We start from the raw sequence: 16,802 nt of genomic DNA, 5'->3' as shown, positions 1-16,802 counted from the left end.
GGGGGCCCGACCATGCGTCAGATGGATCCCGGCGGGGCCTGACCGGGGGTGGACAGGTTCTGCAACGCAGGCTCAATTCCGTTTTTCGGGCACAAAAAAAGCCCCCGCCTTGCGGCGGGGGCCATGGAAGCAAAACAATCCGAGAAAGAACTATTCGGTCGCGCGCAGCGCTTCAGGGGCAACACCCTGCTGACGTGCGAAGTAGTCCTGCGTTTCGCGGACGATGACGGGGCTGAGCATGATCAGACCGATCAGGTTGGGAATGGCCATCATGCCGTTGAAAGTATCGGCAAGGGTCCAAATGAACTCCAGCTTCGCCTGCGTACCCAGAAGAACGGCGAGTACGAAGAGGATTCGGTAAGGCATGATCGCCTTCACCCCTGCAAGGTACTCAACGGACTTTTCACCGTAGTAGCACCAGCCCAGAATGGTGGAGTAGGCGAAGAGGATGATGCCGATGGTTACGACATACTTGCCGCCCGCAAAGCCCATTTCAAAGGCTTCGGTGGTCAGGGGGGCGCCGTTGAGACCGGAGTTCCAGTTGAACATGATGATGACGAGACCGGTCATGGTACACACGACGAGCGTATCGATGAAGGTCTGAGTCATGGAAACAAGCGCCTGGTTCACGGGGTGCTTGGTCTGGGCAGCAGCGGCAGCGATGGGGGCAGAACCAAGACCGGATTCGTTGGAGAATACGCCTCGTGCAACACCCATGCGGATGGCCATCATGATGGTGGCGCCTGCAAAACCGCCGGAAGCGGCAGTGGGGCTGAAAGCGGACTCAAGAACAAGAGAGATGGCGCCGGGAATCTTGCCTGCGTTCATGACCAGAATGATGAGTGCGCCGCCCATGTAGAAGAGAATCATCACAGGAATAAGCACGGCGGTAACCTTGCCGATGCTCTTGATGCCACCAAGAACAACCATGGCGGTGAAGGCTGCAAGGGCAATGCCCACAACAAGCTTGTCGACGCCGAAAGTGCTGTACACGGCATCCGCAACGGAGTGGGACTGAACCATGTTGCCGATACCGAAAGCCGCCACAGCGGCCAGAATGGCAAACAGGGTGCCCAGCCAGTTCCAGCCGAGCCCGCGGGAGATGTAGTACATGGGACCACCGGACATCTCACCGTTTTCGTCTACCACACGGTACTTAACAGCCAGCACGGCTTCGCCATACTTGGTGGCCATGCCCACAAGGCCGGTCACCCACATCCAGAACAGGGCGCCCGGGCCGCCGATGGCAATGGCGGTTGCCACGCCCGCAATATTACCCGTACCCACGGTTGCGGAAAGTGCGGTCATCAGCGCTTCGAAGTTGGAGATATCTCCCTCTTCGGCTTCGTCATCCTTGCGCTTGATCAGAGCAAGATACAGAGAGTGCCCAAGTTTGGTGAACTGCAAACCGCGCAGCATAATGGTGAGAAGCACACCGGTACCCACAAGCAGGAAAAGCATGTAGGGTCCCCAGACCAGCCCGTTCAACCAATCGATGAACGCCATGAACGATTCCATTGCAACACTCCTCTCGCCGACAGGGTCACAACAGCCTCACCCCGTATAACCATGACGGCGCGTCAGAAAAACACAGCGGCGATGCAGCAAGACAGCATAAAGAAAGTCCAATTACTACTGCATCAAAAAGCCTCACACACACTTGCGACACCAGCACCCCAGCGGCATCAATCCAGCAGAACAGCAACACTTGCCCTGCATTTTCAATATGTTATCGAAAAGTCCCAATCCTTCCGATACGCATAAGGGTACTGAGTCTGGCGTATAGTACGCCATGTGACAATTGCGTCAACTCAAGGTGATCGCTCAATCTAGCGAAAACCTCCTGAAAGAGATGGCAGGCAGATATTTACATCAAAACAGCAAGACATTTTGATCTAAAACTCAGCATTTGCTTAACGCTTTTTGCCAAAAGGGGACGAAAAATACCTACTGCGCCTTCGTTTGGCAACCCGAAAAAATGAGAAATCCTTACAAACCAATGAGTTTTGAAACACGACCCCTACCGCAAAGCAAAAAGTTTTCGATTAATTTTTGTTGTTTTTTTGATCATTTTTTCAGCATTATCTGATTTGCTGCCTGTAAACGCAAAAACTCCGACCTCAAAATAAAGTCGGAGTTTTTGTGTATTTTGATGGGAACAGCAAATTTCGCGACGAATTACCCGGCCACCTGCAAATTCAGACTCTCACGGGTGCAGACGGAGATGACTCCTCCAACGTGCCGCGGCGCTTCACCATTCTGCCCGTTACTCAGGCAAACCGCCCCCGGAAGGACTCCCAACTGCCGGAACCCGAGCCGCCTGATGAAGCGCAGGACATGAACATACGGCTCCGGCGTCAACCCGTACAGGGAATCAAGGCAATACCTGCCCTCGGCGTCCTTGCCGTGCAGCAGGAACTGCACAACATAACGGCCCAGCACCGACTTCATGCCCAATCCGGCTTTGAAGACGGCAAAATGCATCATGGCCGTCCTGCCCGCAAAATTGTTCAACCATGTCAGAGCAAGGGGTGCTTCCCCGTCATACACGGCATAACAGTATACGGAAGAATCAGTCATGAAGGCGGTAAAATCTCCTACCCCACGCACTCCTCCATCATAGAACAGGGAGTCCGCAATGCCTTCTTCCACCAGCCGGAACCAGAACGCTGCAAGCATATCCTCGGTAAGCGTAACCGTACCGGGAATATGGGCGCGCACGGTGAATGATCCTGCATCATGCATAGAGCGAATACTCCATGTTGGCCGTTGCACCGCTGTCAGGGGGCGCACAGGTTCCCTCGTCAGGGAACTCGGCACATAGCGAGGGATCGACGATACGGGCCATGCAGTCCAACATGTCGTCATGCGCAGAAACCGGAAAGGCCAGATATTCTTCCTGTACGAACTCACGCGTCAGGTCCCGCCACTGCCCCTCGTGATCACGAAACGGCGCTCTTACAGGCAGATAAAATCTGCGGCGCTCAAACAGCGGCACCAGTTTTCGGATACGGTCATTCTTGGACACCCTGCCCCCCAGTTCCAGAATCTCGAACCGGTAGTTGCGCCCCTGCATCTCGTAACGGATATGCTCAATATCAGCCTGCACGCCGTAACGCTCGTAGCCGACAGCAATGGGTTTATAGGTTCGGTGCAACCGGAACAGCCATGCGGCACGCTCGGTCAGATTCAATCTGTCCCGTACGCCGTCAATGAGGTAGTAGTTGCCGTCCACCCCAAGCCCGATGACCAGCATGACGGTATAGTCGCTTCCCGCCTTCTTTTCGCCTGCGGGGTCAACCACGATGTACCGGTTCATACCCTGCCAGTCTTCGGGACTGCGCAGCTCCCAGTACCCGAGCCACTCCTCTCGGAACCCCTGAGAGATGTCCGCCTTGGGATCCTGCAACATCTGGCAGCCGAAAACATACGGGCCCATCTGACGCCGTTTCTCATCAAGCTCCTCGCGGGAAAGAAGAACCGGCGCCCCTTCGGGCGTTCCATCAGACGTGGCGGCATGCACCCGCGGCACGGCCGCCCCTCGTTCGAGCATAGCTCTGTAGGTGTCATTATAGTGATATCGGGTGCCGATATACCGTCGCCTGCCGCCCCTCGCGCCAAGGTTCAGCGAAAGCGCCCAGCACTCAGTAACCTTGGCGATCATCTCAGGCGTGGTCACACTCTCGCGCGTCACCACGTCGTCATAGACCAGCACGGAGAAGTGCTTACCCGTGGGCTGTCCATCAACCAGTCCCCAGGCCTCCACAGTGGCCTCCTTGGGATTACCCGCCCGCCGGACCACAATGCCGTGATCAAGCGACCATCGGGGGGACTGCCGTTTGGGCTCTTCCCACAGCACGTCGGCATAACACCGCTTGAGCAGCGCGTTGTTCTCGAATTCGTATTTAATCTGAGCAAGAAACCCTTTGGCGATGGGACGGGAGTGTGAAAAGACCCCGAAGGTCTGTTCCGGGTCATTCAAGATGTCCTGAATGGTCAATCCGAAGGTGATGATGGTGGATTTGTAGTGCTCCCGCGCCCACAGGTCGAGCCTGCTGTCCGGAGCGGCCTGCACCTCGCGGCACCTGGCAAAATGCCAGTCCCTGTTCATATCCTCACGCCCGAGCAAGCGGGTCATGAGAAAGAACAGGTCGCGCCTCCCAAGCTCGGCCATGAGCGCCAGAACGGCCTCCTCCCCATGCGGCTCCGCCTCACGAAGCAGATCAGCATAACGAGCATTAGCCTCATCACGTGTCTCGCTGTTCACAGTTATCCTCCTGCGCTTCAGTTATCCGTTCTCCGATCCGTCAACGCGACTGGGAAGAACGCCAAAACGCAGGGGCTAACACGACTGTTTCATGAAAAACGGTATGAAGGCGATCCCGTGAGGGTGCAAAGACGGTCCCGGACATGTCTGGCAGGGGTTGACGGCATACAGGGCTGCCACACTCTGAAGCCGATTTTCGGCCTACTGGCAGACATCGCCCGCAACGTCATAGTCCAGCCCCGCTTTCTGACAGCTGAAAATACGCCGTTTCCGGTAGAGTTCCGGACAGGAAGCACTCTCCCCGCAAACGGCATCAAAACGGGCGCGCCACAGGCCGTAAACCTCATCGGCAAGCACTCCACGAAGCAGGGCAAACTCATAATAATATTTGTAGAAAATCGGCATATCCAGCCGCGGGACAGTCCCCTTCTGGGGCAGGGTGCTGCGCTCAAGCAAGTCGGAAACAGCTTCCAGAACACGCTGCGGATCCTCACCCTTGCGGGCCAGCTCAAAACGCAGAATGGCAGCCTTGGCAATGCTGCGCCCGAACGCAGCAAACCGTTTGGTCACGTGACCATGCTTCTTGCGGGCTACGGCGCGCACAGTGGCCGCATCATCCCCTTCCAGCGACAGGGATTTCAGCACCTCGGAAGCCAGTTCGAAGCCAAAAGGATGATCGCGGAACTCCCTGACCAGTTCGACAAAAAACCGAACATCGCCGCCAGCCCTGCGCACGCCGTCCAACCTGTTGATACGGGCGATAAACTCGCTTCCCGGCGTAAGCCGCGCCCATGAAGTCAAATCGCGGATGTAGACGGGGTCGAACTTGTCCGTATAGTCCGTGGTGCAAACCCGACAGGCAAAATCACGGGCCCCGGCCCCTCTCAGTCCGGCCTCAAAGCAGCACTCCTGACAGGGAGTGGCCAATTCGCGCTGAGCGCCGTGCGGATGCCCGTTTCCCCCAAGGTGAATGAACTCATGGAAGACCACCGCCTGAATATATTCGCTGTCTTCATGCGACATGACAGGACTCAGAACAATGTAGGGCGACTTCCTGCGTTCCTCGCTGCGCACCCCCATCCCCTTCATCTGCCGCGACACGAGTGTACGACACAAAACCACCGGCAGTGCGGCGTGCTCCTGCCCAAGCACTGAGGCCATTTCCGATACAAGCATACGCGTGGTCTCGGCAGGGGTTGCGGCAAGACAACGAAGCCCGCGCTGCAGGGCAGTGGTCACGGTGGCAGGCAGCGTCTCAGAAAACGCGTTAAGGCACTCCCGGTTTACGGCAATGCCGCTGTCCAGCACCATGTATTCGCCCTTGGTGGCAACAACATCTCCCTTGGCGGCCAGCAGCCGCTTCAGCGCATTCCTTGCCTTGGGCGAACAATCCTGACACATGACGTTTAACAACGCCTCGTCAGAATCGCGCGCCGCCATGCCCCGCTCTGCAGAAAAAAAGGAAAGCAGCATGCAAAGGCATGCTGCCCCCAGGCATCTGAAAAACATATGTACCGCCCTCAGATCGCCGAATCCGGCACAATCCTGTTTCTTCCGTCCAGTTTGGCGAGATACAGCAGACTGTCCACACGCTCCAGCAATGCAGGCGCATCTTCGTCATCGCGCATCATGACCACGCCGCCACTCACACTGGCAGCCCTGCCCGTACAGGGTACAACGGTCGATGCCAACTGCGTTCGGAACCTGTCCATCTCCTGCCATGCCTCCTTCAAAGTCAATCCGGGCATAGCGACCAAAAATTCACCACCGTTCATCCGGCTGAACAGGTCTTCAGGACGCAGGCACGCGCCCAACGTTTCAGCCACGTACTGCAACACCTCATCACCACACCGCCTGCCAAAAGCCTGATTAAGCCGCTTGAACATATCCAGATCAAGCAGGCAGACCGCAAGGGGATACTCCTTTTCACGGGCTTCCACCACCGCACGTGCCAACAGGACATTGGCCTCCATTCTGCCACATGGTCCCGCCGGAAAAACGCCTGACGGAGTCTCACTGCTCCGGCATTCCCGAAATTCGTCAAGCTCACGTTTCAACCGCCGCTCTTCGGAAGCATCTTCGAGAGAAACAACCAGATACTGCAACACTCCGGAGTCAGACATGACAGGAGCAGCCTGCACCCGCAACCAGACCGGTTCATATCCGGAGGCACGCTGCACGCCGAGCATCTTCCAGCCGCTGGCCTTTCCTTCACGAAGCGCCACCGCAACCGGATGATTCTCCGCAAGAAGCGGCTCCCCATTTTCCGCCAGAAAATAATCCAGCGGTGCAGCAGCCTCCGCCACAACGCCAAGCAATTCGCGTGCGGTCCGATTCGCATATACAGCTGCACCTTCCGGCGAGAAGATCATCACCCCGGAAGGCAGGCTGTCCGTAAATTCGTATAGCTCCTGCAGCAACTTCATATACATCCCTCGCAATACGTTACGTTTTACCGTGCCGGATAAGCCCCACTCTACAATAAACGTTTCTGCATGAGTAGAAAAAAAGCTTCCTGTAACCAACCTTACGGCAAAAAGAGCATCTGCCGACCATGCCCCCTCTTCAACTCCTAACATATTGTTGCTACGAACTATTGCCACACAATGATCAGAGCCGCGATCAGAGCCGCATTCCTATGAACAAAGCTGCCGTTTTTTTACTAGTAAACATTCTCAAAACTTTGCTATATGAGGATTCACTCGCAACGTTTTTTGCGATGACTTGCAGAGCTACACGCTAAACAAGGCTGTCCAATAATAACCATATCAGATAAAACGATATTTTTTCGGCTATCCGAACAACACAAATCACCTGCGGGCGGGCGACAAGCCCGGAAGCACCAACTGACGGTTCTGCCCCAAGAATCTTCAACAGGACAAAGGGAAGCTACGCCCACACTGATTGCTGCAACACCATTCCGACAGGGTGTCCCCTGCTCGACCCAAACACAAGGATCGCACAATGCGCTGGAAACAGTTTCTCACTCCCGTCAAATCGATAGACGCCCACGAAGCACAAAGCATGCTGGAAACCGATCCGCAGGTTCAACTGCTCGATGTACGTCAGGACAAGGAATATCAGGAAGGGCACATCGCCGGAGCCAAGTTCATTCCGCTTGCCTCACTGGACGAAATGCTCGGAGAAATAGACAAGCAACGCCCTGTCATCGTCTATTGCGCCATCGGCGGCAGAAGCCGGGTTGCGGCCCAGTTGCTGGCGGGCAAGGGCTTTGACAAGGTCTTCAACCTTTCCGGCGGCATCAAGGCATGGAACGGCTGGAAAGGCTTTGGCGACTACGAACAGGGGCTGGACCTGTTCATGAATGCCGAAAACCTGCAGGAAATTCTGGAAATTGCCTATGTCATGGAAAAGGCCCTCGGCGAGTTTTACGCCACCATGGCAAAGAGCGTGAAAGCTCCCAAGGCGGCAGACCTGTTCACCCGGCTCGCCTCTGTCGAGAACAAGCACAGCGACGCCGTGGCAGAGCAGTTGCGCGCCGTTTCGGGCAATGCACCACTTCCGTCCGTCGGCCCTGACGCAACTCCTGAAAGCGGGCTGACGACCGAGGAATACATGCACAGGCTGGGAACGAATGTTGAATCTCCCCGAGATGTCGTGGACTTTGCCATGGCGCTGGAAGCACAGGCCATGGACCTCTATGCCAGGGCAGCAGAAAACGCGCCGGATGCCGCATCCCGTGAAGCGCTTGAACGCATGTCGCAGGAAGAACGGGGGCATCTGAAACACCTTGCCGTGCTCATGGATTCGCTGGTGTAAACACTCCCCATCATTCCTCGATCCTGCTATACTGCCCCCACTGACCTGACCACAGAAGGAGAGCAACCATGTCGAAACTACTGCTTGTCGGTGCCGGCCATGCGCACATGACCATAATGGAGAATATTCCCGCCATCCTAGCCAAAGGCCACGAAGTTACGGTCATCGGCCCCGGCGAACGCCACTACTATTCCGGCATGGGGCCGGGTATGCTCGGCGGCGACTACAAGCCGCAGGACATCAGCTTCCCCGTCAAACGCGCCTGCGAACAGGCCGGCGCAACCTTCCTTGTGGACAAGTGCGCCGCCATCAAGCCGGAAGAAAAGCTGGTGGTTCTGGAATCAGGGCAGGAAGTGCCCTACGATGTGGCCTCATTCAACACAGGCAGTTCCATCGTGGATGACGTTGTTCAGAAAGGCAGTCAGGACATCTACAGGGTAAAACCCATCGAGAATCTACTCATGGGCCGCGAACGCCTGATGGAACTGGCCCGCAAGGACCATGTGCGTGTCGCCGTCGTCGGCGGCGGACCCGCGGGCGTAGAGGTTGCGGGCAACGCATGGGCCTGCGGTCAGGAGGTTGGAGGCAACGTCTCCGTCGCCCTGTTTCACGGCAAAACCTTCATGTCCAAGGCCCCGGACACCGTGCGCGAACTCTGCCGCAAGGCCCTGCTGAAACACGGTGTGGAACTGGTGGGCGGCAATTACGTGCAATCCGTTTCCACCGGAAAGGTCACACTGGACAACGGCAAACAACACTCTGCGGACATCATCTTCATCGCCATGGGTGTGCGTCCCCGCCCCCTCTTCGCCCCCTCCGGCATTCCGGCAGGGCCGGACGGCGGACTGCTGGTGAACAAGTACCTGCAGAGTCCCAAATATCCGGACATTTTCGGCGGAGGCGACTGCATCTGGTTCGAGCCGCAGCCGCTGGACAAGGTAGGCGTCTACGCCGTGCGCGAGAATCCCGTGCTCTACCATAACGTCATGGCGCAGCTCGAAGGCGCACCGCTCATGGAATTCTCTCCGGGTGGCGACTACCTGCTCATCTACAACACGGGCGGGCGCACCGGCGTGCTGCATAAATTCGGCATCCGCTTCGGCGGCAGCCTCGCGTTCCGCATCAAGGACTACATCGATTCAGCCTTCATGAAAAAATTCAAACCGGAATATGAACGCACGGGACGCTACGCCTGATCTGCCCCAAAGCCGACGGAGCAAACGTCCCCACCGGCCTGACAAAACATCGAGTCCTGGATCAGGGACCGGCAGAGACAATTCTGCCGGTCCCTTTTTCATTGTCTCCTAGAAATCGCCATCGTCACCGGACCCGAAAGAATCCCAGTCCGGTTCGTCTTCGAATCCTTCTTCGTGCCCCCCTGCGTTTTCTTCACCAAAGCGGCCCCCGCCCCGTTCGGAGGATGGCCTCTTCCTCTTCACAGCAGCTAATGATGGCTCATGTGCAGACGCCATGCCCCCGTTCTTAGGGACAGCCACGTCTTCAACACGCCCCGTCTGCCTGTCCGCCTCCCTGTCACCGCCGCCACAGATGCGGGACACGCCATACATGGCGTCCAGCTTCTCCCGTAATTCTGGTGAGATGACAGGCAGGCAGGCGTCTGCTGCAGGCTCGGCATCATCCGTCCGTTCCTCATACAATCCCACGTGGCGTGCCAGCATCTCAAGGGCCTTGAGCTTGGAGTGCAGCTTCACCCGCACGGTACCGCCACGGGATGTCGTGGTTTCCGTTATCTCGGCAATGGCAGCCGCCTGTTCAGTACTGAGCGAGCCGGAATCAAGAAGTTCCAACGAGTCTCCGGACCAGCGGCACACGTCCGCCATGGTGGTAAAACCGATGGCTGCAAGCTCGCGGAGCACCATATCCTGTGTCACCTGCACACGCTCGATACGCTGCTCCCGCGCTTCGCGTATGGCCTCCCTCACTCCGGCATGCCGCATGTTGCGAACGGCGGCACGCCTGCAGCCAGCCTCGCTGTATCCGGCCCTGCGTGCGGCTGCATCCGCATCAAGGTCAATCAGGTATTCCTCAGCAAATCGCTTCTGTTGCGGTGTAAGCCTGCTCATGGACGAGCCTCCCGCCGCTGCCGCAGTTCCACCTTGATCTCCTCCAGCATCCGGTGCATGGCGATAATACGCTCGTCAATACGCTCCACCTGCAGCACAGTCTTGCGGGCCTCACGCACCTCTTCACGCATAAGGGCTGTTCTGGACTCCAGCGCTTCAAGCCGCGCCTCAAGGGACACAATCATGCCTACAGCAATAGCCAGACTCGTAAGGGCCGATACAACGGTGGATATGTTCACCCGCCGGTCAAAACACCAGCCGCTTTCCTCGCTACAACGCTGCATTGCCGCTTCCGCCCTGAGGCTTGCCCTGTCCCAGCAGAGCATCCTTGCGATATGAACCCAGCGACGAGCCCAGATAGTAGTTCACCACCGCCCCGAAGGCCGTACCGAGAGAACCCAACAACAAGAGAGCGGGCTCGTTCACTTGCCCCATCTCTACCACCGCCTGCAGCATCCAGAAAAAACCGACAATGACCACAATGGCCACAAGCCCTGTCACCCATGCCCCTCCGTGCCCCGCCTTGGCGAGTTGCACTTCCCGTTCACGGGCGCTGCGCACATTATCGAGTTCGGCCTGCAACTGCGTTGCCTGCCAGCGCAGCAGCAGTGACGCGTGTTCCTTCTCCAGCTCCTTGAGGCGGACAAGGGCCTGAGGGTCATCAAGCACCCGTGCTATCTCATCAGGCTCCGGCGCAACGCCGAACAGGCTGGCGACCAGCGAACCGGCAGCTCCAGCCACTGCCCCTGCAGGACCGCCAAGAACCGTTGCCAGCACGGGGGCAGCCTTTGCCACGGTTTTCGCCACATCTTTCCATTCCATGGAGAATGTCTCCTTCTCTCTGCAATCCCCTGCCCCGCCCGACAGGATGGTCGCGTTATTCATGGCATTGCGTAACATGGTAATTTTCCGTGAAATGCCGAAAGACGTGTCCCGGGGTAGCGTCCCGCAGGTACCGGAGAGGCGTAACCGAGGGTGGACGGCATTCCGGAATATCGCATCAAAAAACAAAAGACCGGCCAAAGCCGGTCTTTCAGATTCATATAACGTACTGCCGGACAGCCCCCCGAAGGCTTCTGCCGTGTCCGGTTGCTTCCAAAGGTCAGTGCTGTCGCGGTGCTTACTCGCAGATGCCTTGCTGCACGGCATTATCCCAACCAGTACAATCCCCTTTCTTGCAGCCGGTTTTGAAGTCATCGCAGGCAGCGGTAATCCGTTCATCCAGAAGTCGGGTCGCCGCGCGGAAGTTCCACGCCCTGTGATAATTCGAATCCATGTCTATGGCGCGGGTAAGGTCACGCTCCGCTCCCATAAGGTTACCGAGGCGCATCTCCACAAGTCCTCTGTAGGAATAAGACTCAACGGTCGGGGCCAGCCTGACCGCTTTGTTCAAGTCGTCCAGAGCAAGATCGTACCACCCCTTGTCTGAATAGGCCAAACCGCGGCGCAGCCACGCCTGCGCATACTCCGGCTCCAGCGTAATCGCTTCCGTCAGCCACTTTATGGCCTGATCGGGATCAGTGCAACGCTCCCCCCGCCACAGCACATGAGCCTTGGCAAAGGCACGCTCCGCCTGCTCATTATATATGCCCGCCGTTCCCACAGGATTGAAACGCCCCAAAGGAGCAGACTCGCTCTTGCCGCAACCGGCCAGCGCAAAGATAAGGCACAGACAAATGCCAAATGTTTTAAGCATGTTATGTTTCACAGCAGCTATCGTCAAAACGGTCATCTTCCGTTCATCCTCCTTGGTTCCGCCCATGTCTCGACGTGCTCTCGAATGGCGGTCGCATATGAGGGGCAAGGCTAGCCGCTATCCGCAGCAAAGAAAAGGGGGAAAGGTGACAAGAGAATAAATAGGAGCACGGAAGCATAAGGCGCATTCTGCAAAGGAATGGCGGGAGACACTATTTTGCAGAACCGGGGACCAAACGCTTCCGTGCAGATTCCCTTCGGCACTCCTTGCGGGAGATATGTCCATGACGACAATGGAGCATATCGGGGTACCGATTACGAGAATCACCTAAACACATATCGCAATCCATGATTCTTGGAAAGGAATAATTGGCTTTGTCATACAACTATACGCATTCACATCAACCAAAGCGACAACCGCATGATACATCAAACCGAATATATAATAAAACGATGATATTATGCCACACACCTCCGCAACGAGCCGACACTACGTTGCCAAACATTACCCCGGCAGTCTCCGTGTCTATCCATGACAGAAAAAAAACAGCGCAAACCTGACCGTGATATCTTTTACAACATACATCAACAACCTAATCAGACACCTCTGACATTTTCCCAAAGGGACAACAGGAATTATATGACCAGCTTGACATCACCTCGAGACGCGATCTAAATAAATAAAAACCTATATAGGACAATCAAGTGAACATTCCCCGTTTTTCGTCTCTCAGAGAACATGCCCGTCGGCACATCAGTACGCTGATAGGCATGAGGTCAGGGCAGGAGAAAGGACCCGAAACGCATAATACCGACGCCCTGATCACAGCACTGGGCATCTTTCTTGAGCAGGCACCATCAATGGACATGCTCTGCGATCCGGACAGTGCTTTCGCCCGGCATTTGCGAGAAACCATCGCCAACGCAACCTTGACCGACAGCGAGATCCTCCCGCTGCTGGAAGACATCCTCATCCTCATCCGCGAGAAGAATCTGCGGGCCCCAGCCCTGCACAACTGCCAATCCGAGATCCAGCTCATCAATACTGTAGAAAGCGGCACGGTCTGGTCTCCAACAGACAACACGGCCTTCACGATGCACTATTTTTACGACCTTCCTCTCCACATCGCCAAAAGCATCATGGAACAGATCCCGGTTCGACGCTGAAGCTACGGCATCTTTTCCCTGAAGCTTCGGCAATCTGTTCTCCACGTTCCGCCTTTGCCTGCAGCAACTCTTATGATACAGTCCGTCCGCAATACAGCCGGCTTGCAGACACAAAGGCAGGATGCATGGATCAGCCCCCAAAGGATACAAGACAGTACGGCGTTTCAGCCGTGCTCATCTTTGTCCTGGCAACTCTCGCCGCCACTCTCTACCAGTATGTGACTTCGGAGATCCTGCCACAGGGCTCCCCGTTGCGACTGGCGCTTCCAGTTGCCGCCGGCATTCTTGCCACACTCTTCATCAGACTGCTCTCTGCACGCCACTGTTCCCGATGCCCTCTGCCCGCAGAAAACGCAGAACAGCGGGAGGCTCAGGAAAAACAGCAAATTGAACTTGCCAGACAACGCCGCAAGACTGCCGAAGCCGAGAGGCAGGCCATGGCATTGCAACGGCATGCTGCAGAGTCCGTGCATTCAGACCTTGCGATGAAGCGTCACGAAAGCCGTTTTCAGGTGGCCTTTCATGCCACACCGGACCCCATTCTCTTCATCAATGCAGACACGGGGCTGGTCATGGATCTGAACGAGAGTTTTCTGCACCTGCTGGGCATAAGCTGGCGCGAAGTCATGGGCGCACCTATACAAGACATCCTCCACTGGCATTCCCAGGAGGATCAGGATCGCTATGCCACCCTCCGCCAGACCGGTTCCGTCAGCAACCTGCGGGCCGACATCCGCGATTCCGGCGGCAGAGCACGGCAGTTTCTCATCTCTGCCCGCGCCATTGAACTGGACGGCGTGCGCAGCGACATCATCATCGCCCGCGACATCACGGACATTGAAAGCCTGCGCCACGAACTGGCCAGCAAGACAGAACTGCTCGAATCCATCCTGCGGCACATTCCCTATTATATATTCTGGAAGGATACGAACCATCACTATCTCGGAGCCAACGCCCTGTTCCGCTCCGCATTTCCGAATGCGGCCTTGCAACGCGTGGAAGACTTCGCGGATGACGAGCTTGATAACCGCATGCTCCGGAAATCCCCCCACACGCAGGGAACCCGTCAGGAAGACCAGCATGTCATGGCATCAGGCGTTCCCATCATCAATGCGGAACGCTCCATGTTCATCAACGAGGAAGGCCAGCCCCCGCGGCAGGCAGATGTTCTGGTAAGCAAGGTGCCCCTGCGGGACAATCAGGGCAGCATTTCCGGCATGCTCGGCATTATTGCGGATGTATCAGACCTGCGCCAGCAGGAACGGCAGTTCCTCATGCTACTCAACGGCATACCGGACCCCGCATGGATCAAGGACGCCGAAGGACGCTACAGCGTTGCCAACCGCGCACTCGGGGAACTATTGGGCAAGGCACCGGCAGACCTTGCTGGGCTTACGGACAACGACCTGCTGCCGGAAGAGATGGCCAGACGCTGCTCGGCCAACGAGCGGGCTGTGGTACAAACCGGCATGCCGCTGCGTAATGACGAATTATGCCAGACCAACGGCAAATCCAAGTGGTTTGAAGTCATCCGCCAACCCCTGACCGAAGAAACGCCGGAAGGGTTTATCCGCGTTCTCGGCACCATGGGCATTGCCCGCGACATCTCGGAACGGCGCAAGGCCGAAGATGAAATCAGAACCCTATCGCGGGCCATTGAGCAAAGCTCCACCGCAGTTGCCATTACGACACGGGAAGGCATCGTGGAATACGTGAATCCCCGCTACACGGAAATCACCGGCCTTCTGCCTGCCCAAGCCCACAACAGGCAGCCGGCCATTCTGCACAGTCTGCCGGAGATCACGCCGGACGAGGTGTGGAAGCTCATTCAATGCGGGGAACAATGGAGAGGGGAATTCGAATATGCTCGCAAGGGCGGCGCATCGTGCTGGCTGCTGGCGTCCATCTCGCCCGTGATGAACGATGCGGGCAGCATTCTGAACGCACTGATAGTACTGGACGACATAACCCAAAGAAAGGAGCAGGAGGAATACATCCGCTTCATGGCCATGAACGACGGCCTGACCTCCCTGCCAAACCGCCGACTGTTCATGAACAGGCTGCGGCAGGCTGCGGCCATGTACCAACGCGACAATACGCCATTCGCCCTGCTCTTCCTCGACCTGAATAATTTCAAGGAGATCAACGATACGCTGGGCCACGATGCGGGCGATCTGGTACTGAAAACCATAGCAGACCGCATTTCCGAAAGCCTGCGGGAAGTTGACTTCGCCGCACGGCTCGGCGGCGACGAATTCGTCGTGCTACTGCACAACATCAGAAACGAGACGGAGATTCACAAGGCCGCGACCCGCATCGCCGAAGCCGTCCGCCTGCCCGTTACGATCAACGGGCAGGAAAGACAGGTGGAAACCGCCATCGGTATAGCCCTGTGTCCGCAGCACGGCACAGATCCCGACTCGCTGCTGACCATGGCGGACAAGGCCATGTACCAGTGCAAATCGGCACCTCAGGTCCCCTACATTACCAGCGAGATCCAAAGCGAATACGGGAACTAGCCCCTTCCGCTACCAATCGGGCCGTGCCTACACAAACAGGTCGGGATCCGAAGGTGTCCGATCCCACTGAATCTTTCCGTGGCTCTTCTTCATCTTGCGCAACATGACGTATACAGCCCCTGCACCGCCATCTCTGGGCTGTGCGGTACAAAAAGCCAGAACGACCCGCTTGAAGGGATCCCTTGTCAGCCAATGCTGCATTTTCTGACGCAACACCCCGAAGCCTTCCGGTGAGTTCTTGCCCCGTCCGGGAATGAGCAGTACGTTCCGCATTCCCTTGTTGTAGGCCATGCGCATGAACATCACCAAGGCATCATAGGCTTCCTGCGCCACCATGCCATGCAGATCAAGATGCGCCTCGGGGCTGTACTGACCTGCGCGAAGCTTGCCAAGCACCACAGGATCAAAACCGCTGACGTGTCCCTGTATGAACTCTTCCGTGTATTCAAGCTGAAACTCTATGGTGCCATCCAGCAGGTCCTGCAACGCCTGCGCGGCATGGGCCGCCCCCTGCCCCTTCTGAGCAAGTTCAGGCCGCTTGCGAATATCCCGCCCGCGCGAAGTGATGCCGGAAACGCCCTCCATGGCCTGCATGAAAGCATCCTCTTCCGCGTCTTCCCCATGGCTCTGCATATCTTCCGCCTGCTGCACGGTCAGCGTCTCGCGCTTCACAACGGCATCCCGGGAACGCTTTCTGGCATCGCTATCCTCGTGGGAAGACTTGATCTCCTGCGAGGTTCCCTTCTTGGCAACCTGCTTGAACTCTTCAAGATCGGCCATGGAAAAAATACCCTCATCCTGTGGCGGCTGACTGCTCTTACCATGCGCCAAAGTTCCGGCAACGTCCGCCTTTGCAGAAGAGGAAGCACCGCCGCCCGCCTTGGACGACTTGGCTTTTTCCAGACGGGCAACCCCTGTCATGGCACGCATGAAGTCAGCAGCCCCTTCTTCCTGCAACATGTCATTAACAGCAGCACCGTTTCCGCTGGGCGACTTGGCGTTCCCCATCTTGCCGGACTTGGCGGCCGACGTCTTCCGGACAAGGGTATCCTTCTGCTTCTTTCCCTTCGGGTCTTCAGCATCCTTGAACAACAATTTATCCAGCTTCTTGAACGGATTGGCATCCTCAAAAGACATATTCATCTCCTTGCACCGCATCATGCAGGAACGGCACAATCTCAACTATGTAAAACAATGAAAAAATACGGCTGAGCGCATTGCCCGCAATTTCACGGAGCGATAGGGTACAACCGTGCGGCATTTCCGCAACCCTGTCCAGCACTCCCATAC

General features: G+C 56.7%; 14 protein-coding genes. 4 read left to right on the top strand and 10 right to left on the bottom strand.

Features of this window, described 5'->3' with window-relative positions; all coding sequences use genetic code 11:
• Nucleotides 1-150 precede the first annotated feature (150 nt).
• The 5 genes from N1030_RS17525 to N1030_RS17505 form a co-directional block, all read right to left on the bottom strand.
• On the bottom strand, nucleotides 151-1,518 hold the full coding sequence (locus N1030_RS17525; protein ID WP_265826881.1) for an alanine/glycine:cation symporter family protein: 1,368 nt from the start codon (nucleotides 1,516-1,518) through the stop codon (nucleotides 151-153).
• A gap of 660 nt (nucleotides 1,519-2,178) precedes the next feature.
• Entirely contained in the window at nucleotides 2,179-2,745 is a 567-nt protein-coding gene (locus tag N1030_RS17520; RefSeq protein ID WP_265826880.1) for a hypothetical protein, read from the bottom strand.
• Nucleotides 2,738-4,267, bottom strand: coding sequence for a hypothetical protein (locus N1030_RS17515; protein ID WP_420842818.1), 1,530 nt, complete (start codon nucleotides 4,265-4,267; stop codon nucleotides 2,738-2,740). Before N1030_RS17515 ends, N1030_RS17520 begins: the two co-directional genes overlap by 8 nt.
• Nucleotides 4,268-4,468: 201 nt before the next feature.
• Entirely contained in the window at nucleotides 4,469-5,740 is a 1,272-nt protein-coding gene (locus N1030_RS17510) for a hypothetical protein (RefSeq protein ID WP_265826879.1), read from the bottom strand.
• A gap of 47 nt (nucleotides 5,741-5,787) precedes the next feature.
• Nucleotides 5,788-6,693: a GGDEF domain-containing protein gene (locus N1030_RS17505; RefSeq protein WP_265826878.1), complete on the bottom strand. Its 906-nt coding sequence runs from the start codon at nucleotides 6,691-6,693 to the stop codon at nucleotides 5,788-5,790.
• 538 nt (nucleotides 6,694-7,231) lie between these two features.
• On the opposite strand from N1030_RS17505, the gene N1030_RS17500 reads away from it, so the two are divergent.
• The gene (locus N1030_RS17500; protein ID WP_265826877.1) at nucleotides 7,232-8,047 is read left to right on the top strand and encodes a rhodanese-like domain-containing protein; all 816 of its coding nucleotides are present in this window, start codon (nucleotides 7,232-7,234) and stop codon (nucleotides 8,045-8,047) included.
• Between the two features lie 68 nt (nucleotides 8,048-8,115).
• Nucleotides 8,116-9,243 (top strand): NAD(P)/FAD-dependent oxidoreductase, encoded by a 1,128-nt coding sequence (locus tag N1030_RS17495; protein ID WP_265826876.1) that lies wholly within the window; start codon nucleotides 8,116-8,118, stop codon nucleotides 9,241-9,243.
• Between the two features lie 108 nt (nucleotides 9,244-9,351).
• On the opposite strand, the gene N1030_RS17490 is transcribed toward N1030_RS17495, so the two are convergent.
• The 4 genes from N1030_RS17490 to N1030_RS17475 form a co-directional block, all read right to left on the bottom strand.
• Nucleotides 9,352-10,131 (bottom strand): terminase small subunit, encoded by a 780-nt coding sequence (locus N1030_RS17490; RefSeq protein WP_265826875.1) that lies wholly within the window; start codon nucleotides 10,129-10,131, stop codon nucleotides 9,352-9,354.
• Complete coding sequence (locus N1030_RS17485) at nucleotides 10,128-10,415, bottom strand: hypothetical protein (protein ID WP_265826874.1); 288 nt, start codon at nucleotides 10,413-10,415, stop codon at nucleotides 10,128-10,130. Before N1030_RS17485 ends, N1030_RS17490 begins: the two co-directional genes overlap by 4 nt.
• Nucleotides 10,402-11,031, bottom strand: a complete 630-nt coding sequence (locus N1030_RS17480; RefSeq protein ID WP_265826873.1) for a hypothetical protein — start codon at nucleotides 11,029-11,031, stop codon at nucleotides 10,402-10,404. Before N1030_RS17480 ends, N1030_RS17485 begins: the two co-directional genes overlap by 14 nt.
• 220 nt (nucleotides 11,032-11,251) lie before the next feature.
• On the bottom strand, nucleotides 11,252-11,827 hold the full coding sequence (locus N1030_RS17475) for a tetratricopeptide repeat protein (RefSeq protein WP_265826872.1): 576 nt from the start codon (nucleotides 11,825-11,827) through the stop codon (nucleotides 11,252-11,254).
• Between the two features lie 704 nt (nucleotides 11,828-12,531).
• Here N1030_RS17475 and N1030_RS17470 point away from each other — a divergent pair.
• Together N1030_RS17470 and N1030_RS17465 are read left to right on the top strand one after the other, a co-directional pair.
• Nucleotides 12,532-12,993: a hypothetical protein gene (locus tag N1030_RS17470; protein WP_265826871.1), complete on the top strand. Its 462-nt coding sequence runs from the start codon at nucleotides 12,532-12,534 to the stop codon at nucleotides 12,991-12,993.
• Between the two features lie 125 nt (nucleotides 12,994-13,118).
• A complete protein-coding gene (locus tag N1030_RS17465) occupies nucleotides 13,119-15,512 on the top strand; it encodes a diguanylate cyclase domain-containing protein (RefSeq protein WP_265826870.1) in 2,394 nt (797 codons plus the stop codon).
• Nucleotides 15,513-15,539: 27 nt separating this feature from the next.
• Here the strand turns inward: N1030_RS17465 and N1030_RS17460 are convergent, their stop codons facing one another.
• Complete coding sequence (locus N1030_RS17460) at nucleotides 15,540-16,649, bottom strand: Smr/MutS family protein (protein WP_265826869.1); 1,110 nt, start codon at nucleotides 16,647-16,649, stop codon at nucleotides 15,540-15,542.
• Nucleotides 16,650-16,802 lie beyond the last annotated feature (153 nt).

It is taken from the genome of Desulfovibrio mangrovi, assembly GCF_026230175.1.
In the GTDB taxonomy this organism is placed as follows: Bacteria; Desulfobacterota; Desulfovibrionia; order Desulfovibrionales; family Desulfovibrionaceae; genus Halodesulfovibrio; species Halodesulfovibrio mangrovi.
Note: the sequence above shows the minus strand (reverse complement) of the source record. Positions and strands in the feature narration are given on the sequence as shown.